This is a genomic window from Methylobrevis albus, from assembly GCF_015904235.1.
Lineage (GTDB): Bacteria > Pseudomonadota > Alphaproteobacteria > Rhizobiales > Pleomorphomonadaceae > Methylobrevis_A > Methylobrevis_A albus.
Genome location: NZ_JADZLT010000054.1, coordinates 121,455 through 140,299 on the forward strand (window position 1 = coordinate 121,455; position 18,845 = coordinate 140,299).

Consider the following 18,845-nt stretch of genomic DNA (forward strand, 5'->3'; position numbering starts at 1 on the left):
CGTCCGGCTGGTCGTCACGTCGGCGCTCTCGTCGTCACCGCTCCGCACACACACCGGAAACCGTTCATTTCTGTGGCCGCGGCGCACGCCGCCGGCCGATGCCGCGGGTCAATAGCTCGGCGGCGGCGAGAAGTTGATGTTGACGACGCTCCAGCTGTCGAACTTCTCCGGCGGCAGGAAGTCGTAGGGCGCGCAGCGGCGCACCGCGCGCAGCGCCGCCTCGGCGACGATCTGGCCATAGGGCCCGCCCGGCACACTCATCGCGACCGGCGTGCCCGACAGCGTGCCGTCGATGTTCAGCACCATCCGGATCGGCACGCTCACCGTCTCGCCGGCAGCCCCGATCGGCGGGTTCCAGCATTCGTAGATGCGGGCGCGCAACGCATCGATCTCGCTCGCGGTCATCGCCCCGGCGCCGCGTCCCGTCGCGGTGCCGAGCGAGGCCGGCCGGTCCGAGGCGCGCGCGCCGCCGCCCGACGGGTCGACCTTGTTGAGAAGGTTGGCGATCTCGTTCGGATCGAAGCTGCTGGTCGACTCCGGCGCGCCCTGGCTGGACGTCCGCGGCCGGGTCTCGGCCGGGGTGCGGGTCGGCTGTGACGGCTCGGCGGAAGCGGTCTCGACGGGGCGCGGCGGCGCCGGCTTCGAGCGCGGCTTCACCGGCGGCGCCGGGCGGGTTTCTTCCACCGGCGTCGCGGCCGGCGTCGCCGGCTGCGGCGGGGCGGGCGGCGCGGGAGCGGGTTCCGGCTCCGCCTGCGGCGCCGGCGGCTCGGGCTCGGGCTCCGGCGGCGGCGGGGCGAGCTCGGCGAGCTCCGCGCGCGGCGGCGGCAGTTCTTCGATCGCCGGCGCCGGCGGGGTCGGCCGCGGCGGCGCGGGAGCGGGGGTCGGCGGCGGGGGCGGCGGGGCGGCGACCTCCGGCTCCGGCTCGGGCTCGGGCGGTGCCAAGGTCGGGGGCGGCGGAGGCGGCGGCGGTGCGGCTTCGGGAACCGCGGCGGTCTCGCTCGCGGTCGGGGTCGGCGGCGCTTCCAGATCCTGCGGCGCGTTGCCGATGCGGGTGGAATCCGGGCGCGGCAGCAGCGGGGTGGCCTCGCCCTGGCTCTGCGTGTCGCCTTCCGGCGCCGTGCGGCTGCCTTCGCTGATGTTGGTCACGTCGGTGATGATGTCGACGGGCAGCGCCTCGATCTGCTCCACGGCGAACGGTTCCGCGCCGGGAAGGCTGACAAGCCCCCAGAGCAGGATCGCGACATGTGCCAGGGCAGATGTGGTGACGCCGACGCGCATGGTTTACGGGCCGCCCGTTACGGGCCGCCCTGTTCCTCCGTTGTGACGAGGCCGATCTTCTTGAAGCCGGCGGCCGAGATCCGCGCCATGATCTGCATGACGGTGCCGTAGTCGGCATCGCGGTCGCCACGCACGTAGATGCGGTCCTCGACGCCGTTCTCGGCGATCGCCTGCAGCCGGGTCACCACCTCGTCGGCGACGATTTCCTGGTCCTGCAGGAACACCTTGCCGTCGCGGTCGACCGAGATGTTGATCGGGTCGGTCTGGCCTTCCATCGGCCGCGCCGAGGTTTCCGGCAGGTCGATCGGCACGCCCACGGTCAGCAGCGGCGCCGCGACCATGAACACGATCAGCAGCACCAGCATGACGTCGACGAACGGCGTGACGTTGATCTCGCTCATCGGCGCGCGCCGACCACGCCGACCGCGCCGCCCGCGTCCGCCTCCACCCGCCGATCCGACGCCCATGCCCATGGTTCAGCTCCGCTCGTCGATCTGGCGCGACAGGATCGCCGAGAACTCGTCGGCGAACCCCTCCATGCGCGAGGAGAGCTTGCCGGCGTCCGCCGACAGCTTGTTGTAGGCGATGACCGCCGGGATCGCCGCCAGCAGGCCGAGCGCGGTGGCGAACAGCGCCTCGGCGATGCCCGGCGCCACCACGGCGAGATTGGTGTTCTTCGAGGCGGCGATCGCCTGGAACGAGCTCATGATGCCCCAGACCGTGCCGAACAGGCCGACGAAGGGCGCCGCCGAGCCGACGGTGGCGAGGAACAGCAGCCGGCTTTCCAGCCGCTCGCTCTCGCGCACGATGGTGACGTCGAGCACCTTCTCGATGCGCTGGGTGAGGCCGCCGACGGCGGCGCGGCCGCCCTCGTGGCTGCGCTTCCACTCGCGCATCGCGGCGACGAACAGCGCACCCAGCGCATGGTTCGGCCGGCTGACCAGCGAGCGGTAGAGTTCTTCCAGCGACTGGCCCGACCAGAACACCTTCTCGAAGCGGTCCATCGAGCGGCGGGTGCGGGCGTAGAGGATCTGCTTGTCGATGATGATCGCCCAGCTCCACACCGAGGCGAGCAGCAGGCCGACCATCACCAGTTTGACGATGATGTGGGCCTGCATGAACATGCCGATCATCGACAGGTCGTGCACCTGGGTGTCGGCGACGCCGCGCTCCACGTCGCCGAGCGGCGCCGCATCCTGCGCCAGCGCGCTGCCGAGCAGCACCAGCTGCACCCCGAGGGCGAGCGTGAGCGCGGCCGCGCCGCCGGCAAGGCCGCGCAGCCGGCCGCCCGCTTCGGAAAGCCCGGCGGCGGACTGCGTCGCCTGTGCTGCGGGCGAACCCGTGGCCGTGGCGCTGGTGCTGGCAAAGCCTTGCATCGATCGGCTGACCTCGTGCGCGGACCGGGCGATGCCGGGCCGCTGGTGGTATGGGCATGCGGCGCGCCGCGGCTCGTTTCCGAGGCCGCGAAGACGCACCGGCGCGGTACTCCGCTGTCTGAAGGGGTCGTGCCTGGTCCGAACGTTCGGCCGGCCGCGCGGGCGCCGCAACGCGGCTGCTGTCACCCGCACCGGCTTCCTGCCGGGAGAATTTGTCGAAACAAGGACTTCTTCAGACTTGTGGCGGCAGTCCGTTCATAAAGCCTTAGGGTTAACGGAACCTTATGCGTGCGCTGCAGCAGAAGTGGCCGTCGCCGCGAAATCCTAGCCGGCGGGGCCGAGCAGTGCGGCGATCGCGTCCGGCACCTTGCGCGGGCGGAAATCCGCCCCGATCGCCACCACCAGCACCTCCGCGCGGGCGAGCAGCACCGGTTCCGCCTCCGCCGCATCCCCCGCGGCGCCGGAAAGGCGAAGCAAGGACTGGTCCAGCGTGATCCGTGGCCCGGAGATCGCCAGCGTGCGCGTGTCCACGGCGAGCAGGTCGTCGAGCCGGCCGGGACGCAGGTAGTCGATCGTCATGCGGCGGACGACGAAGATCAGCCGTTCCGCCTCGGGCGCGGCGGCGAGCACCGACTGGTCGATGCCGAGCGCCCGGAGCAGCTCCGTCCGGCCGCGCTCGAAGAACTTCAGGTGGCTCGCATGGTAGACGACGCCGCCGGCGTCGGTGTCCTCGTAGTAGACGCGCAGCAGATGGCGGTGCACGGCGGAATGGGGCGGGCTGACGAGGGGGGCGCTCATGCACAGGCTGGTAGCCGTCCCGCGGCGCGGCCGCAAGCCTCCGGCGCCCGCGGTGCCGACGACGCCCCGGCAAGGTCTCGCCCGCCACGACCGGGACGCTGCTTGGTTAAGATAAACGCAATCCCGGCCTGCAACAGTGCCCGCACCGGCCAGAACGACGGCCACACGTTCCGTCAGACCGATTCTTCCCACCAAGAACAGTTGTCCCCGGAGATACAGGCAGCATGCGCCTCTCGATCAAGGCCCTCCTCAGCGGGCTGTTCGGCCTGATGATCCTCATCACCACCGGGCTCGGCCTGTTCACCATCTCCGCCCTCTCGACGATCGAGACCGGCGCCGGAATCGTGATCGGCAAGAGCCTGCCGAGCGTGGAACTGCTCGGCCAGATCGACACGGCGATCAGCGACATGCGCATCAACCAGCGTCGCTATGCCGGCAGCAACGATGCGGCGGTGCGCGCCGAGGCACTGAAGACCAACGAAGACTTCGCCGCGTCGATCGCGGCGGAACTCGCCAAGTACCGCCTGATGATTTCCAGCCCCGCCGAGCAGGAGATCATCGACCGGTTCGACGCCGCCTGGGCGAGCTTCCTGGCGCTCTGGCCGGACGTGACCGACATGGTCGAGTCCGGGATGATCCTCGCCGCCGCGACCGTCATCGACGGCGACATGAAGCAGGCTTTCGACACGGCCGGCGGCATCCTCGACGAGGCGATCGCCCTCAACGGCGCCGTCGCGACCGAAAGCGGCCAGGCCGTCGTCGCCAGCATCTCGTCGGCGGCCAGCTCCGCCTATGTCGCCCTCGCCATCTCGGTCGTGGTCGGCATCGGCGCCATGGTGCTGACCTTCGTCCGCGTGGTGCGGCCGCTGACCGGCATGACCTCCTACATGGGCGACCTCGCCGGCGGCGACACCTCGCGCGAGGTGCCCGAGCGGCACCGCCGCGACGAGATCGGCGCCATCGCCGGCGCCGTCGCCGTGTTCCGCGACAACATGATCCGCGCCGCCGCGCTCGAAGCCGAGACGGCGCAGGCCCGGCTCGACGCCGAGGCGCAGCGCAAGGCCGGCATGCGCCAGATGGCCGACCGCTTCGAGGCGGCGGTCGGCGGCATCGTCGACATGGTGTCGTCGGCCGCGACCGAAATGCAGGCGACCGCGCAGCAGCTGACCGGCTCGGCCCAGGCGACCAGCGTGCAGGCGAGCTCCGTCTCGGCCGCCGCCGAGGAGGCCGGCACCAATGTGGCGACGGTGGCGAGTTCCGCCGAGGAACTCGGCGCTTCCGTCGCCGAGATCAGCCGCCAGGTCGGTCGCTCGTCGGCCCAGGCCCTCACCGCGGTGGCGGAGGCGGAAACGACCGCCGGCATCGTCAAGGAACTGACGGAAGCCGCCGGCCGCATCACCGGCATCGTCGACATGATCTCGAACATCGCCGCCCAGACCAACCTCCTCGCCCTCAACGCCACCATCGAGGCGGCGCGCGCGGGCGAGGCCGGCCGCGGCTTTGCCGTGGTCGCCCAGGAAGTGAAGGCGCTCGCCGAGCAGACCGCCAAGGCGACCGCCGAGATCGGCCAGCAGATCGGCGGCATCCAGGCGACGACCGAACGCTCGGTGCAGGCGATCGACGGCATCTCCGGCACGATCAGCGACATCGCCGAATCGGCCGCCGCCATCGCCTCCGCCGTCGAGCAGCAGGGCGCGGCGACCCGCGAGATCGTGCAGGCGGTGAGCCAGGCGTCGATGGGCACCGGCGAAGTCACCGCCAACATCACCGGCGTCGCCCGGGCGGCCGAGGAAACCGGCGCCGGCGCGTCGCAGGTGCTGTCCGCCTCGTCGGAACTCGCCCGCCAGTCCGAAACGCTGCGGCGCGAGGTGCAGAGCTTCCTCGCCACCGTGCGCGCCGCCTGAGCAGGCGGACGGGACAGCATCGTCGACGCGGCCGCCGGGGCGATCCGGCGGCCGTTTCCGTTCCGGGCTCCGGGTCTTCCCAAAAGGCGAAAGTCAGTCGGCGTCGTCGAACAGCTGGAACTGCGGCAGCTCCGGCCCGCTCGGCACGGCGAGGCCGAGGTGGCGGAAGGCGTGCGGGGTGAGCAGCCGGCCGCGCGGCGTGCGCTGCACGAAGCCGCGCTGGATCAGGAAGGGCTCGACGATCTCCTCGATCGCGTCGCGCGGCTCCGACAGCGCCGCGGCGATCGTCTCGATGCCGACCGGGCCGCCGCCGAAGGAGCCGGAGATCGTCGTCAGGTAGCGCATGTCGAGCGCGTCGAGACCGATCGAATCGACGTCGAGGCGCGTCAGTGCCGCATCCGCCGTCTCGCGGTCGATCGCCGACTTGCCGGCGACGACGGCGAAATCGCGCACGCGCCTCAGCAGCCGGCCGGCGATGCGCGGCGTGCCGCGCGAGCGCCGCGCGATTTCGGTCGCGCCGTCCGGCGTCATGCCGATGCCGTGGATGCGCGCGCCGCGCAGCACGATCCGCTCCAGTTCCTCGGTGGTGTAGAACTCGAGCCGCACCGGAATGCCGAAGCGGTCGCGCAGTGGCGTGGTCAGCAGGCCGAGCCGGGTGGTCGCGCCGACCAGCGTGAACTTCGCGAGATCGATCCGCACCGAGCGCGCCGCCGGGCCCTCGCCGATGATCAGGTCGAGCTGGAAATCCTCCATCGCCGGATAAAGGATTTCTTCCACCGCCGGGCTCATGCGGTGGATCTCGTCGATGAACAGCACGTCGCGCTCTTCGAGATTGGTCAGCAGCGCCGCGAGGTCGCCGGCCTTGGCGATCACCGGGCCGGAGGTGGCGCGGAAGTTGACGCCGAGCTCGCGCGCCACGATCTGCGCCAGCGTCGTCTTGCCGAGCCCGGGCGGACCGACGAACAGGACATGGTCGAGCGCGTCGCCGCGCGCCTTGGCGGCGTCGATGAACACCTGCAGGTTGGCCCGCGCCGCCGACTGGCCGACGAACTCGGCGAGATGGCTCGGGCGGATCGAGGTGTCGGCATCCTCACCCTGCGCGGCGCCCGAGACGAGCCGCACCGACGGGTCGTCGGCGCCGAGGCCGGGACCGGGACCCAGGCCGGGGCCGGCGGCGATCTTGCCGCCGCGCGCCGGACCACCCGGCCGTGACCCGCCTCCGCTCGCGCGAGCGCTCATGCCGGCGCCCGGGCCGGCGGCTCGCCCTCGAACGGCATCGCCGCGGACGACGCGGCGGGAGCCGGCCGGGGCGCCGACACAGGGCTCGGCGCCGGCGCCGGCACCGGGGCGGCCTGCTGCGGCGTCACATGCCCCGTCGTCGGTCCCGTCGTCGGCCCCGTCACCGGCCCCGCGGCCGGCGCATCGGTGAGCACGGGCTCGACGTGCTTGTGCTTCTTGTGATGGCGCTTGTGGCGCGGCCGCTCGCTGACCCACCAGAGGAACGGCAGCGACAGCAGGATCGAGGTCACCAGCGTCGCGCCGAGGATGGCGCCGACGAGCGCGGCCAGCGGCGTGATCTTGTCGGCCGGCGCCATCTCGCCGCCGAGCCACAGGAAGGCGGCGAACGGCCCGCCGACCAGCACGACGAACCAGATCGCCGCCTTGAAGCAGGCGCCGACGAAGCGGCCGACGCTGTGGACGTGCTCGGAGATCAGCATCGCGGTCATCGCGAGGAAGAGATTGGCGACCGCCGCGGCGCCCGCCGCGATCACGAAGGGCGACGGCGTGCCCTCGCCGGTCGGGATCAGGCTCGGCAGCTGCTCCGGCGTCATGCCGGTCGACAGCGGCCCGAGCGCGATGATCGCCACCGCCAGCGCCTGCCACAGCGCCAGCCAGACGAGGAAGAACAGGATGACCATCAGGCCGCGAAACAAGCCGTACATCGCGCCAACTCCCCGAAACGCCAGTCGGTCCGGCCGCGCGCACGATCGTCACGCCACCGGACCCCGCCGCGATGCTGCGCTGCATCCGGCCCCGATCGCGCCTTGATAGCAGATCGTCCCCGGCCATGTCGCGCCGCACGCGCCGCCGCCGACGCATGACGGCAACGCGCCGTCCTCATGTGGTTTTTCCGCCCGGTCCCGTCCGCGGCGCGGCGCCGGATCAGCGCGCGAGTTCCTTGAGGCCGAGCCGGATCAGCGTTTCCGTCGTTGCCCCCTCCCCGGCCGAACGCCCCGCCGCGGCGACCGCTGCCGCCGCCTGCAGCTGCGCGTAGCCGAGGTTGACCAGCGCCGACACCGCATCGCCCGCCGGGCCGCGCGAGCGCGGCTCGGCCGCGTCCTGCGCCAGCCGCAACGCCGCCGGGTCGGCGTCCGAAAAGCCCGGCGCCTTGTCCTTCAGCTCGATCGCGATGCGCTCGGCGACGCGCTTGCCGACGCCCGGTGCCCGCGCGATCGCGGTGAGATCCTTCAGCGCGATCGCGGTGGCGAGTTCGCCCGGCGCCAGCACGCCGAGCACGGCGAGCGCCACCTTGGCGCCGACGCCCTGCACCGTCATCAGCAGCCGGAACCACTCGCGCTCGGCCTCGGTGGCAAAGCCGTAGAGCCGGATCATGTCCTCGCGGACATAGGTCTCGATCCACAGCACGGCCGCCTCACCCGCTCGCGGCAGGCGCTGCAGCGTCCGCCCCGAGCAATGCGCGACATAGCCGACGCCGCCGACGTCGATCACGATGTGGTCGTCGCCGAAGGAATCGACGAGGCCCTTCAGTTTGCCGATCATGCCGCGCCGCTCATCGCTTGCCCGCCCGCAGCGTTTCGTCCGGACGCGTCCGCCCGCAACGGATGCTCCGGCAGCCCGATCGCCGCTGCCGCGACACCCGACCCGGACGATAGCGCATCAGGAGAACAAGTCAAGAACATCGATCACATCGCCACGGCGCGGGCGATGCGCCCGGAGGCGACGCCGCGATGGTGGGCGTGGGTGAGCGCGATGGCGAGCGCGTCCGCCGCGTCGTCAGTGTCGAAGGTCGCCTTCGGCATCAGCACCTTCACCATCATGCGGATCTGGATCTTCTCGGCGTGGCCCGCGCCGACGATCGCCTTCTTCACCGCGTTCGGCGCGTATTCGGCAACCAGCAAGCCGCGCCGGGCCGGCACCAGCAGCGCGATGCCGCGGGCCTGGCCGAGCTTTAGCGTCGCGCCGGCGTCCTTGTTGACGAAGGTATGCTCGACCGCCGCCTCCACCGGACCATAGTGCTCGTGCACGGCGTCGAGACCGTCGTGGAGCTGGACGAGGCGCGGCGCGAGTTCGTCGCCGCCGTCCGAGGTGACGACGCCCGACGCGACGAAGCGCACCGAATTGCCGAGCACGTCGATGACGCCCCAGCCGGTGCGCCGAAGCCCCGGGTCGATGCCAATGATGCGAATCGGTGTGGTCATGCCTGCGAAGAGGTAGCCCGCTTCGGCCGGAGCGACCAGAGCCGCGCGGCGACCACGGGCACGAGGCCGCTCGCCGCGACCACGCCGAAGCCGGTGATCACCACGCCGGCGACGGTGGCCGCCTCGAAGCGCTCGCCGAGCAGGATCGCGGCGGCGGCGAGCACGGCGACGGGGGTGAAGCCCGTGATGGCGCTGGCGCGGGAGGCGCCGAGCCGGTTGGCGGCGAGGCTGAAGGCGACGATCGAGAACACGCCGGCGATCAGCCCCTGGACCACCACCTGCCCGGCGATCGCCGAGACCGGCGCCGTGGCGAGCGCGTGGGCCAGCGAGCCGAAGCCCCAGGGCAGCACGATGAGGAACGACCACACCGCGACGACGGCCGCCGCCTGCAGCGCGCCGAGGCCGCTGCGCTTCAGCGACACCGAATAGGCGGCCCAGGCGAGCGCCGCCATGAAGAACAGGCCGTAGCCGCGCCAGGCCGGCCCGCCGGCGAGCAGCCCACCGGCCATGACGACGGCGATGCCGGCGCCGACGACGGCAAGGCCCATGACCCGGCCACGCGACAGCCGCTCGCCGAGCATCAGGGCGGAGAGGATCGCGACCGCGATCGGCATCAGGCCGGTGATGATCGGCGCCGACTGCACGGCGGGGGCAAAGCCGAGGCCGGCCGAGACAAAGGCGACGAACGGCGCCCCGGCGCAGAGCAGGCCGGCGAGCGTGGTGATGTCGACGCCCTTCGGCTTCAGGCCGGTCTTGAGCCAGATCGGCGCCAGCACCAGCGCAGCAATGCCGAAGCGGATCACCGCGAGCCCGGCCGGATCGATCTCGATCGCCCCCGACGCCATCGCATGGCGCGTGCCCACCACCCAGGTCGTCCACCCCGCCACCGTCGCCAGCGCGGCGACGACACCCGCCATCGGCGAGGCGCCGAGGCGGCGGACCATCGCCTGCAGCGCGGCGGTGAGGGCGGGAACGAATGCCGGGTGCATCGGCGGTCTCCATCGGATCGGTATGGAGAGAAGCTAGCGAAGGAAGCCGGGGCGTGTCCTTGCCATCTGTGCCCCGATTTGCTTCAATACTGGCATCTTCTGCCAAGTCTATCCTGAGGAACCAGCCGGATATGCCACGCGATGCGATCGACGGCACCGACCGCAAGATTCTGCGCCACCTGCAGGAGGACGGTCGCCTGACCAATGTGGAGCTCGCCGACCGCATCGCGCTCTCCCCCTCCCCCTGCCTGCGGCGGGTGAAGAACCTCGAGAGCGAGGGGGTGATCCGCGGCTATCGCGCCATCGTCGACCGCAAGAAGGCCGGCCTCGGCCTCACCGTCTTCGTCAGCCTGCGCGCCACGCACCAGAACCGCGAGGAGATGCTGTCGCTGTCGGCGGCGCTGGCGGCGATGCCCGAGGTGGTCGCCTGCCACATGGTATCGGGCCAGGCCGACTTCCTGCTCGAGGTCGCGATGCCCGACCTCGAGGCCTACGAGCACTGGATCACCGAGCGCCTGATCACCCTCAACATGGTCGAGGACGTCCGCTCCAACTTCGCGATCCGTACGGTGAAGGACCAGGCCCCGCTGCCGGTGTGAGCGCGGCGGCCGCAAACGCAACCTGCAGTTACGCCGGAGACATCCACAGGCGCGGCAGCGCGCAGGTGGTCCTGCGCATGCCTGAGCCGCCCCGGCGTTAACCATTAATATTCGCCATGAACACAAGAAGTCATCAGCCGCTAAACATCGCCGAAAATTTCGTGCAATGCGTGTGCTACCGTTCCGGCATCCCAAGTTAAAGACCAGCGTGAGGGTTGCAGAGATGTCGATATTTCTGAGCAAGTTGATGGGCGGCAAACGCGCCCGGAATGTTGTGACCGCCCTGCTCGCGGCCGCCCTGGTCGGCGCGGCGGCAATGCCTGCGGCGCAGGCCGAGGAGGCGTCGCCTGCCTCGACCACCTACGTCAACACGCTGAACCTCGGCGTCGTGCTGCCGACGTTCACCTTCCGCGGCGCGACGCTCGTCGGCGCCGGCACCGGAATGCTGTCGCGCGGCCGGGCCGCGATCCAGATCGACAACGTGACCAGTCGGGTCCGCACGGCCTACATCTACTGGTCCTACGCGCGGGAGACGCCGTACGCCGACACCGAGAGCAAGCTTTCGATCCGCCGCGTCTATCCGAACGAGGCGGCCGAAGCCGTCGAACTGACGGGCGAGCGCGTCGGCAGCTGGCCCGCCTGCGGGATCAGCGGCCGATCCGTCCGCGCCTTCCGCGCGCGGGTGCCGACCAGCGTCGTCATCGGCAACGGCATCTATCTGATCGCACCCGACCGGAGCCTGCAGGGCGACATCGACGGCAACGGCGGCGTACCGGGACAGAAGCGGACCCCGCTCTGGTTCGGGGCTTCGCTGTTCGTGATCGGCACCGGCAACGACGTGGTCTCGATCTACGATGGCGCGTCACGCGACCAGAGCTGGAGCCGGCTCGTCGCGACGCTGCGGTTGCCGGCGGTCTCGGAGGCCTATCGGTCGGTCAAGCTGCACCAGTTCGGTACCGGCGGATCGCGGACCGACAGCCCCGACCCCGTCAACAAGGTGTCCGCGGAGATCACGACGGTCAACGGCGTGCGTATCGCCGGCCCCGGCTCGCCGGCCAACGACAGCGACTGGAACGGCGCCACCGCAGGCCCCAACCTCTTCGGATGGGACCACAGCGTGCATGAGGTGCTGCGGACGACCGAGGGCTCTGAGTACAACCGTTCGCGGCTTCGCATCCTGCTCGACAGCAACGGCAACGACTGCCCGCGGCCGTTCGGTGCCGCCGTGGCGATCACGCCCGAACGGCATCCCTGAGCCTTGAGCCTGCCGTCGATTCCGGAGGCGGACGGATCTCATCGGTCTGCCTCCGGGAATGCCGGGGCCTGCGGTCGGGACATCACGCGGCAGCGTCCACAATCTACCGAGAGATCTGCAGAAGGCCGGCTCGACAACTGAGCCGCCGTTCGTTGGGTTGGCCGAAACACGCGGCTCCTGTAGCCGGAAAGTCGTCTGACGACACGACAAGTGCTCAAGTAGGCCGCGAAATGACAATGCTTGGGCACCCGACGTTAATCTTCAATGGCCTTCATGCACGTCGAAACTCTTCGCCGGTAGCAAACGACGAAAAGCGCGTGTCGTGCGTGCGATAGATCGGTACCAGGCGAGACTTCAGGACGATGCGAGGATCAGACATCATGTCGACAGTTTCGAACATTTTCATGCGTCACAGGATCGTTCGCTGCGCCATTTCGGTTCTCGTCGCCGCGATGCTGGCCGGTGCGGCCGCCACCCCCGCGGCGAGCGCCGAGGAGGTGTCGCCCGGCTACACGTTCCAGGACACCGTAAACCACGGCATTGCGTTTCCGACTTTCACCTTCCGCGGCGCCAGTCTCTCCAGCGGCGGCACCGGCATGGCCGCGCGTCCGCAGTCCGCCATCCAGATCGACAACATGACCGGCCGGGTCCGCGCGTCCTACATCTACTGGTCGTACCTCGCGCATGGATCACCCAGCGCAATGGAAAGCTCGCGGATATCGATGCAGCGCAGCCATCCCAATCCCGCCGCGCAGCCGGTCGAAATGCAGGGTGAACTGATCGGAAACTGGCCGGTATGCGGGGTCGTCGGTCAGCATGCTCGCGTTTTCCGCGCCCAGGTCCCGGGCAGTGTCGTCACCGGCAACGGGCTCTATCTGATCTCTCCGGTCTCGCCGCGTCCCAGCGCCAGCGACGGTAACGCCAGTGTGCCGGGAAAAAAATGGCTCCCGATCTGGTACGGCGCCACCTTGTTCGTCATCGGCACCGGCAGCGATGTCGTCGCGCTCTACGACGGCATCACCCACGACGCAAACTGGAACCGGCTGATCACCACGCTGCGTCTACCGGCGCTGCCGGGGACCTACCAGACGGTGCTCCTGCACCAGTTCGGTCATGGCGGGGGCCGCAGTGATCGAACCGGGCGCGACTACAACATGTCGAAGGAAATCACGTCGGTGAACGGCTTCGCCATCGCCGGTCCCGGCTCACCGGCCCACGACAGCGACTGGAACGGCAATCTGTACGGCTGGAACCTGTCGAAGCACGATGTCGTGCGCGCGACCGTCGGCTCCGAGTACAACCGCACGCGGCTGCGCATCCTGCTCGACCGCAACGGCGTCGGCTGCCCGCGCCCGATCGGCGCTGCGGTGGCGATCACACCGCTGCGGCCCTGACCCTCGGCGCGGGCTCTGGCGTCCCGGCGGCGGACCGACTTCGTCAGTTCGCCTCCGAGATCGCCAATGCCCGCTGCAGCGCCGGGCGTGCCTCGCAGCGGTCGAGATAGGCCGTGAAGGCCGGGCGTTCCGGCACGAGCTTGAACTGGCGGGCGGCGAAGCGCAGGCCGGCGCCGATGACGATGTCGGCGGCGGAGAACCTGTCCCCGAGGATCCAGTCGCCCTTCTGCAATTCGCCCTCGAGCACGTTGAACACCCGCTCGGCGCTGCCCCAGCCGGCCGATCCGCTCGGGATCTCCATCTTCGTGAAGATCTGCGCGATCGCCGGTTCGATGCACGACGAGGCGAACACCAGATACTGCAGGTAGCGCCCGCGCGCCGGGTCGCCGATCGCCGGCGCGAGGCCCGCCTCCGGCACCCGGTCGGCGACATAGGCGCAGATCGCCCCGGTCTCCGCGACGACCGCCTCGCCATCGACCAGCGCCGGCACCTTCATCATCGGATTGATCGCCCGGTAGGCGTCGACCGCCTGCGCGCCCGTGCGGATGTCGATCAGCACCCGCTCATAGGCGACACCCGCCTCCTCCATCAGCCAGACGGCCGTCGTCGCGCGCGACTGCGGGCACCAGTAGAGCTTCATCGTAACCTCCTGCTGGAACATAGGGTGAACTTACCCAACGGCCAAGCATCTCGCAAGCTCGCCGCCCACTGCTGCCGTCGGCGACGGCAAGTTCCGGAGCGCCGTGTCGATCCGCTGACGCGCGTTGAACTCAAGGTGTCCCGGCTGCCCATGCGGCCGGGACACCGTCAGCGCACCAGCGGCGAGCCGAGCACGGCCGCGGCGAGGATCAGGCCGAGCGCCAGCCGGCGGTAGAACCGTTCCGGCGCGATGGGAAACAGCCGGCTGCCGAAGAAGAGGCCGATCGCATAGACCGGGCCGTAGAGCAGCGCGAGCAGCAGCACCTCGCGGGTCAGCAGGCCGGAGACCGCGTAGGTGACGAAACTGGTGATCGTGTTGATGCCGAAGAAGGCGAACACGCTGGCGCGGGTCGCCGCCGCGCTGCCGCCGCCGCCGAGCAGATAGAGCACCACCGGCGGCCCGGAGATCTGCGCCAGCCCGCCGCAGAAGCCGGCGACGGCGCCGACGCCGAGCGAGGCGCCGAGCTTCGGCGGGCCGGGCCAGCGCAGCCCGGCGCCGATCATCAGGGCGGCGGCGGCGATCAGCCCCGAGATCAGCCAGCGGAGCGGCACCGCGTCGAGGGTCAGCAGCACGAAGGCGCCGACCGGCACGAACAGCAGCGCCCCGGCCGCCATCGGCAGCACGACGCGGCGGTCGGCCGCCGGCCACGCCCGGCGCAGCAGCGGCAGCGTGCCGATGCCGTCAAAGAGCAGCAACGCCGGGGCGGCGACCGCCGGTCCGACGGCGGCGGCCGCGATGGGAATGAAGACGAGCGCGCCGCCGAAGCCGGCAAAGCCCCGCACCATGCCGCCGACGAGAGCGGCGCCGAGCGCGACCAGCACGGCGGGATCGGCGAGGAGTGCGAGGATCGAGGCTGCGAAGGCGGTCATGGGCTGGCCGCAGTCCTGCTGCTCGGAAGAGCCGCCGCGTTCCTTGTGCAAGTCGTGACGATCATTGCCAGATCTCGCAGATCGGCGAAAAGGAGCTCAGCGCGCTTCAGCCCGGCGCTCGGGCTTTTCCCTCGTCATTCGAGACAGACGCTTCGCGCCGTCCTCAGGACGAGGGAAAAGGATAAGCGCTTGCCAGGAAACGAAAATCCCCTGAGCCTCATCTGGACGAGGCCCGGACGGCCGTCTCGAAGGGCGAGGCCAGGCGTACCGGGCGTCGCCACTGACTGATCCGGGCAGCCGTGACCGCCGCCGGATCGGGGCGCTCCCGGCAGCACGGCGCTCAGGCGGCCGAGAGCTTGGCCATCACCTCGTCCGACACCTCGAAGTTCGAGAAGACGTTCTGCACGTCGTCGTCGTCCTCGAGCGTGTCGATGAGCTTCAGCATGGTCTGCGCCTTTTCCTCGTCGAGCGCGGTCGACGTCTGCGGCAGCCAGACCACCTTCACGACATCGGCCTCGCCGAGGCTCGACTCCAGCGCCTTCGACACTTCGCCGAGCGCTTCGAAGGTGCAGGTGACGACGTGGCCGTCCTCGTCCGACTTAACGTCGTCGGCGCCCGCCTCGATCGCCGCCTCCAGCATCGCGTCGGCGGAGCCGGCGGCCGGCTTGTAGACGATCTGGCCGACGCGGTCGAACATGAACGACACCGAACCGGTCTCGCCCATCGCGCCGCCGTTCTTGGCGAAGTACGAGCGGACGGCGGATGCGGTGCGGTTGCGGTTGTCGGTGAGCGCCTCGACGATCACCGCGACGCCGCCGGGGCCGCGGCCCTCGTAGCGGACTTCCATGAAGTTGTCGCCGTCGTTGCCGCTCGCCTTCTTGATGGCGCGTTCGATGTTGTCCTTGGGCAGGTTCTCGGCGCGGGCGTTCTGGATCGCGAGGCGCAGGCGGGCGTTCATCGCCGGGTCCTGGCCGCCTTCCTTCGCGGCAACCGTGATCTCGCGCGCGAGCTTGGCGAACACCTTCGCCCGCTTCGCGTCCTGTGCACCCTTGCGGTGCATGATGTTCTTGAACTGACTATGTCCTGCCATGCTCGCCCCGCCATGTCGCACCGCAGTCGGGCCGCGGTACGCGTTTCGGCGTCCTCTCCATAGGTCGGAAACGGAAAATCCGGCCTCTTATAGGGGCGGAGCCGCCGAAAATCCAGCCGGGGCGCCGGCCCGGCGCCAGGGCCGGGCCGAACGGGAGAGCGATATCAGGCCGAGCGCGCCTGCTTGGCCGGCGCCTTGGCGGGAACCGGAGCGGGGGCGCTGCCGAACCAGGTCGCCCGCTCGCGCCACAGCGCGGGAATGGCGAGCGAGGCGATCGCCGTCAGCGCGATCGCGGTCTTCACCGGCTCGGACATAGGCGCGACACTCTGGTCGATGGCGCGGACCATGTAGACGACGAAGACGTGCCAGACATAGACCTGCAGCGAGTGGCGCCCGATCAGTTGCAGGAACGGCAGCGTGAACAGCCGGTGCAGCCCGCGGCCGGCCATCGCGGCAACCGGATTGGCCGAGCGCACGCCAGCCACCATCAGCCAGGCGATCAGGTAGCCCAACACCGCGAAGTTGACGAGATACTGCAGGCTGAACTCGCCGCGCACGTCGCGCGAACCGATCCGCTCGACGATCGCTTCCGGCATCGGGCCATAGACGATCATCAGCCGGACGATGGCGAAGAGCACGAGGAAGCCGAGCGCCGCCACCGCGAACTGCGGCTTCTCCGGCGACAGCACCGCCTTCCAGTCGATCGCCTTCACCGCGGTGAGGCTGCCGAGCACCAGGCCGGACATGAACACGACCTGCCAGGCGAAGATGTTGAAGTGCGCCTGCAGCCGCAGGCCCGGCCAGAGGGCCGCCAGCGTGCCGTCGATGGCGTCGCGCAGCGGCAGATGCAGGCCGAGTTGCACGGCGAGCCACAGGAAGCCGGAGCCGAGCGCGACGTACCAGGCGCGGCCGGTGATGCACAGCCAGACCAGCGGCGGCGCGACCAGCAGGTAGACGATGTACTGCGGCAGGATATCCATGAACACCGGCTGGAACAGCAGCGACGCCGCCGCGACCATGAAGCCCGGGTCGTTATGGGCGAGCCGGTCGAGCCAGTTGTTCCAGAACACATGCGACTGCGGCAGCAGGAAGCCGACCGCAATGATGCCGAAGATGCAGATCAGCGCCCAGCGATAGAGCTCGAAGGCGCGTCGCCGGATCTTGGTCGCGGCGGGGGCGTAGCCGTTCTTCTGCATCTGGCGGGCGTAGACGAGGCCGATCAGCAGGCCCGAGAGGAACACGAAGCCCTGCGCGTCCTGAACGTATCCGAGCTCGCCGTGATTGAGCTTCACGAGCATCAGGCCGCCCGTGAAAATCAGGTGGTTGAGCATCATGAAGACGAGGAAGTATCCCCGCATTCCGTCAAGGGGCGCAAGCCGGTTCATCGTCACGTTCCTTGTCCCTGACCTGTACCCCTCGGTCTTTGAACGTCGCCGAGGGTTCCGTGTTCCATGGCGATGTTCCACGGCGGGCAGGTGGGACGGGAGCGGAGGCCAGCGCCGGTGTCCGGGCGCTGAAATGGAGGATGGGCGCCAGTCAGCTGCGCCAGAAGCTCGGCATGTGCTCGGCGAGCACGCCGCCGAGGCGCAGCGGCTCGATCGCCGTCGCGAGCCCGGTCGCATCGTCGACCTCGACCGCGACGCCCGACAGCGTCGCCGGCCCCGCCGCCGGCTGGAAGCGTTGCGAGGGCACCTTGGTGAGGAAGCGGTGGATCGGCTCGTCCTTTTCCATGCCGAGCACGCCGTCGTAGTCGCCGGTCATGCCGGCATCCGACATGTAGGCGGTGCCGCCGGCAAGAATCCGGTGGTCGGAGGTCGGCACGTGGGTGTGGGTGCCGACGACGAGGCTGGCCCGCCCGTCGACGAAATGTGCCAGCGCCTGCTTCTCGCTGGTCGCCTCGGCGTGCACGTCGATCAGCACGGCGTCGGCCTGCTCGCCGAGCGGGCAGGCGTCGAGTTCCGCCGCCACCATGCGGAACGGATCCTCCATCGCGTCCATGAACACCCGGCCCATGACGTTCATGACCAGCACGCGGGCGCCGTTGCGGGCGATGAAGAGATTGGCGCCGCGGCCGGGGGTGCCGGGCGGGAAATTGACCGGCCGGATCAGCCGGTCCTGCCTTGCGATGAAGACCAGCGCCTCGCGCTGGTCGAAGGCATGGTTGCCGAGCGTCACGGCGTCGGCGCCGGCGTCGAGGAAGGTCTGGCAGATCTCCTCGGTGATGCCGAAGCCGCCGGCGGCGTTCTCGCCGTTGACGACGACGAAGTCGAGCCGGTGGTCGGCCACCAGCCCCGGCAGCCGCTCGGCCAGCACGTTGCGCCCGCTGCGCCCGACGACGTCGCCGATGAAGAGCAGTCTCATGCGTGCGCCTCCCCGCCGGCGGCCGGCGCCGCGTCGATCCATTCGGCCTCGGTCAGCACGGCTTCGAGCGGAATGTCGTGCGGCTCGACCGGCACCGCGCCCACCTCCTGGCAGGCGAAGGCGAGGCCGACGACGCGCGGGAAATGCCCTTCGGCGTGGAAGCGGGCGATGGTCTGGTCGTAGTGCGCCTTGCCGTAGCCGATCCGGCCGCCGCGGCGGTCGAAGGCCGACAGCGGCGCGAGCACGAGGTCGGGCACCACGACGGGCGCCGATCCGGCGGGGCCCGAGGTGCCGAAGCCGAGCGGCACCAGCGCGTCGCCCGGCGTCCACGCCCGGAAGAACAGACCGCCGGTCTTCAGGATGATCGGCAGGCCGATGCGGATGCCCGCCCGCTGGTGCAGCGCGTCCAGCAGCGGCCGCGGGTCGATTTCGGAGCGGATCGGCAGGAAGGCGCTGACGACGCAGCCCGGCGGCAGCGCCAGCCGCTCCGCGTGGCGGGCGAGCGCCAGCGATGCGGCGGCGCGCGCGGCCTCCGGCATCGCGTCCCGCGCGGCGAGCCGCTCGGCCCTCAGCCGCGCCTTCGCCGCCGCAGCCCCCTCCCCTCCGGCCCCCGCCGGGTTACGCCCCACCGCCATGGACTCTCCGCTCCGCACGCTTGATCGGCGCCATGAGGCGCACGCCGGGGCGGTTGGTCAAGCCGCAAAGGAGATGAGGTAGGGGATGGGCGGGTTGCGCTTCGTGCCGTGTGGCCTCCCCCCTCCCTGTCCCTCCCCCGCTTCGCAGGAGAGGGGA

The 18,845-nt window shown here is 70.4% G+C and carries 19 protein-coding genes; 4 read left to right on the forward strand and 15 right to left on the reverse strand.

All coding sequences use genetic code 11. The features are described 5' to 3' along the window. Positions 1-108 precede the first annotated feature (108 nt). The 4 genes from I5731_RS16200 to I5731_RS16215 form a co-directional block, all read right to left on the reverse strand. Positions 109-1,278 (reverse strand): cell envelope integrity protein TolA, encoded by a 1,170-nt coding sequence (locus I5731_RS16200; RefSeq protein WP_197312451.1) that lies wholly within the window; start codon positions 1,276-1,278, stop codon positions 109-111. Positions 1,279-1,295: 17 nt separating this feature from the next. Then, a complete protein-coding gene (tolR, locus tag I5731_RS16205) occupies positions 1,296-1,751 on the reverse strand; it encodes a protein TolR (RefSeq protein ID WP_197312452.1) in 456 nt (151 codons plus the stop codon). Positions 1,752-1,754: 3 nt separating this feature from the next. After that, entirely contained in the window at positions 1,755-2,498 is a 744-nt protein-coding gene (tolQ, locus tag I5731_RS16210; protein WP_407941853.1) for a protein TolQ, read from the reverse strand. Positions 2,499-2,978: 480 nt separating this feature from the next. After that, positions 2,979-3,452, reverse strand: a complete 474-nt coding sequence (locus I5731_RS16215) for a YbgC/FadM family acyl-CoA thioesterase (RefSeq protein WP_197312453.1) — start codon at positions 3,450-3,452, stop codon at positions 2,979-2,981. A gap of 224 nt (positions 3,453-3,676) precedes the next feature. Here I5731_RS16215 and I5731_RS16220 point away from each other — a divergent pair, with 224 nt between their 5' ends. Beyond that, a complete protein-coding gene (locus tag I5731_RS16220) occupies positions 3,677-5,356 on the forward strand; it encodes a methyl-accepting chemotaxis protein (RefSeq protein ID WP_197312454.1) in 1,680 nt (559 codons plus the stop codon). A 93-nt stretch (positions 5,357-5,449) separates the two neighbouring features. Here the strand turns inward: I5731_RS16220 and ruvB are convergent, their stop codons facing one another. The 5 genes from ruvB to I5731_RS16245 form a co-directional block, all read right to left on the reverse strand. Next, positions 5,450-6,595 carry a Holliday junction branch migration DNA helicase RuvB gene (ruvB, locus tag I5731_RS16225; RefSeq protein ID WP_197312455.1) on the reverse strand — a complete coding sequence of 382 codons (1,146 nt, stop codon included), beginning with the start codon at positions 6,593-6,595 and terminating at the stop codon, positions 5,450-5,452. Then, positions 6,592-7,299: a hypothetical protein gene (locus tag I5731_RS16230; RefSeq protein ID WP_197312456.1), complete on the reverse strand. Its 708-nt coding sequence runs from the start codon at positions 7,297-7,299 to the stop codon at positions 6,592-6,594. Before I5731_RS16230 ends, ruvB begins: the two co-directional genes overlap by 4 nt. Before the next feature lie 220 nt (positions 7,300-7,519). Beyond that, positions 7,520-8,137, reverse strand: coding sequence for a Holliday junction branch migration protein RuvA (ruvA, locus tag I5731_RS16235; RefSeq protein WP_197312457.1), 618 nt, complete (start codon positions 8,135-8,137; stop codon positions 7,520-7,522). Between the two features lie 143 nt (positions 8,138-8,280). Next, positions 8,281-8,796 (reverse strand): crossover junction endodeoxyribonuclease RuvC, encoded by a 516-nt coding sequence (gene ruvC, locus I5731_RS16240; protein WP_197312458.1) that lies wholly within the window; start codon positions 8,794-8,796, stop codon positions 8,281-8,283. Next, on the reverse strand, positions 8,793-9,785 hold the full coding sequence (locus tag I5731_RS16245; RefSeq protein WP_197312459.1) for a DMT family transporter: 993 nt from the start codon (positions 9,783-9,785) through the stop codon (positions 8,793-8,795). Before I5731_RS16245 ends, ruvC begins: the two co-directional genes overlap by 4 nt. 131 nt (positions 9,786-9,916) lie before the next feature. Here I5731_RS16245 and I5731_RS16250 point away from each other — a divergent pair, with 131 nt between their 5' ends. From I5731_RS16250 to I5731_RS16260, 3 genes are all read left to right on the forward strand, one after another. Beyond that, positions 9,917-10,384 (forward strand): Lrp/AsnC family transcriptional regulator, encoded by a 468-nt coding sequence (locus tag I5731_RS16250; protein WP_197312460.1) that lies wholly within the window; start codon positions 9,917-9,919, stop codon positions 10,382-10,384. Positions 10,385-10,658: 274 nt separating this feature from the next. Beyond that, complete coding sequence (locus tag I5731_RS16255) at positions 10,659-11,639, forward strand: hypothetical protein (RefSeq protein WP_197312461.1); 981 nt, start codon at positions 10,659-10,661, stop codon at positions 11,637-11,639. Between the two features lie 380 nt (positions 11,640-12,019). Continuing rightward, on the forward strand, positions 12,020-13,033 hold the full coding sequence (locus I5731_RS16260) for a hypothetical protein (protein ID WP_197312462.1): 1,014 nt from the start codon (positions 12,020-12,022) through the stop codon (positions 13,031-13,033). A 43-nt stretch (positions 13,034-13,076) separates the two neighbouring features. Here I5731_RS16260 and I5731_RS16265 read toward each other — a convergent pair whose 3' ends face one another. The 6 genes from I5731_RS16265 to I5731_RS16290 all read right to left on the reverse strand — a co-directional run bounded on the left by I5731_RS16265 (position 13,077) and on the right by I5731_RS16290 (position 18,688). Then, positions 13,077-13,673, reverse strand: a complete 597-nt coding sequence (locus tag I5731_RS16265; protein ID WP_197312463.1) for a glutathione S-transferase family protein — start codon at positions 13,671-13,673, stop codon at positions 13,077-13,079. A 167-nt stretch (positions 13,674-13,840) separates the two neighbouring features. Next, positions 13,841-14,602 (reverse strand): sulfite exporter TauE/SafE family protein, encoded by a 762-nt coding sequence (locus tag I5731_RS16270; RefSeq protein ID WP_197312464.1) that lies wholly within the window; start codon positions 14,600-14,602, stop codon positions 13,841-13,843. Positions 14,603-14,942: 340 nt separating this feature from the next. Then, on the reverse strand, positions 14,943-15,692 hold the full coding sequence (locus I5731_RS16275; protein WP_197312465.1) for a YebC/PmpR family DNA-binding transcriptional regulator: 750 nt from the start codon (positions 15,690-15,692) through the stop codon (positions 14,943-14,945). Between the two features lie 164 nt (positions 15,693-15,856). Further along, the gene (locus I5731_RS16280) at positions 15,857-17,077 is read right to left on the reverse strand and encodes an OpgC family protein (RefSeq protein ID WP_197312466.1); all 1,221 of its coding nucleotides are present in this window, start codon (positions 17,075-17,077) and stop codon (positions 15,857-15,859) included. A 151-nt stretch (positions 17,078-17,228) separates the two neighbouring features. Then, positions 17,229-18,053, reverse strand: a complete 825-nt coding sequence (locus I5731_RS16285; RefSeq protein WP_197312467.1) for a TIGR00282 family metallophosphoesterase — start codon at positions 18,051-18,053, stop codon at positions 17,229-17,231. Then, on the reverse strand, positions 18,050-18,688 hold the full coding sequence (locus I5731_RS16290; protein WP_197312468.1) for a 5-formyltetrahydrofolate cyclo-ligase: 639 nt from the start codon (positions 18,686-18,688) through the stop codon (positions 18,050-18,052). The genes I5731_RS16285 and I5731_RS16290 overlap by 4 nt, the downstream gene beginning before the upstream one ends. Positions 18,689-18,845 lie beyond the last annotated feature (157 nt).

Bases quoted from the DNA above. Each gene is read 5' to 3' on its own strand.
- I5731_RS16215 (WP_197312453.1), bottom strand. From the start codon at position 3,452: ATGAGCGCCCCCCTCGTCAGCCCGCCCCATTCCGCCGTGCACCGCCAT.
- I5731_RS16230 (WP_197312456.1), bottom strand. From the start codon at position 7,299: ATGTACGGCTTGTTTCGCGGCCTGATGGTCATCCTGTTCTTCCTCGTC.
- I5731_RS16260 (WP_197312462.1), top strand. From the start codon at position 12,020: ATGTCGACAGTTTCGAACATTTTCATGCGTCACAGGATCGTTCGCTGC.
- tolR (WP_197312452.1), bottom strand. From the start codon at position 1,751: ATGGGCATGGGCGTCGGATCGGCGGGTGGAGGCGGACGCGGGCGGCGC.
- I5731_RS16200 (WP_197312451.1), bottom strand. From the start codon at position 1,278: ATGCGCGTCGGCGTCACCACATCTGCCCTGGCACATGTCGCGATCCTG.
- I5731_RS16220 (WP_197312454.1), top strand. From the start codon at position 3,677: ATGCGCCTCTCGATCAAGGCCCTCCTCAGCGGGCTGTTCGGCCTGATG.
- I5731_RS16290 (WP_197312468.1), bottom strand. From the start codon at position 18,688: ATGGCGGTGGGGCGTAACCCGGCGGGGGCCGGAGGGGAGGGGGCTGCG.
- I5731_RS16270 (WP_197312464.1), bottom strand. From the start codon at position 14,602: ATGACCGCCTTCGCAGCCTCGATCCTCGCACTCCTCGCCGATCCCGCC.
- ruvB (WP_197312455.1), bottom strand. From the start codon at position 6,595: ATGAGCGCTCGCGCGAGCGGAGGCGGGTCACGGCCGGGTGGTCCGGCG.
- ruvC (WP_197312458.1), bottom strand. From the start codon at position 8,796: ATGACCACACCGATTCGCATCATTGGCATCGACCCGGGGCTTCGGCGC.
- I5731_RS16275 (WP_197312465.1), bottom strand. From the start codon at position 15,692: ATGGCAGGACATAGTCAGTTCAAGAACATCATGCACCGCAAGGGTGCA.
- I5731_RS16250 (WP_197312460.1), top strand. From the start codon at position 9,917: ATGCCACGCGATGCGATCGACGGCACCGACCGCAAGATTCTGCGCCAC.
- ruvA (WP_197312457.1), bottom strand. From the start codon at position 8,137: ATGATCGGCAAACTGAAGGGCCTCGTCGATTCCTTCGGCGACGACCAC.
- I5731_RS16245 (WP_197312459.1), bottom strand. From the start codon at position 9,785: ATGCACCCGGCATTCGTTCCCGCCCTCACCGCCGCGCTGCAGGCGATG.
- I5731_RS16280 (WP_197312466.1), bottom strand. From the start codon at position 17,077: ATGAACCGGCTTGCGCCCCTTGACGGAATGCGGGGATACTTCCTCGTC.
- I5731_RS16265 (WP_197312463.1), bottom strand. From the start codon at position 13,673: ATGAAGCTCTACTGGTGCCCGCAGTCGCGCGCGACGACGGCCGTCTGG.
- I5731_RS16285 (WP_197312467.1), bottom strand. From the start codon at position 18,053: ATGAGACTGCTCTTCATCGGCGACGTCGTCGGGCGCAGCGGGCGCAAC.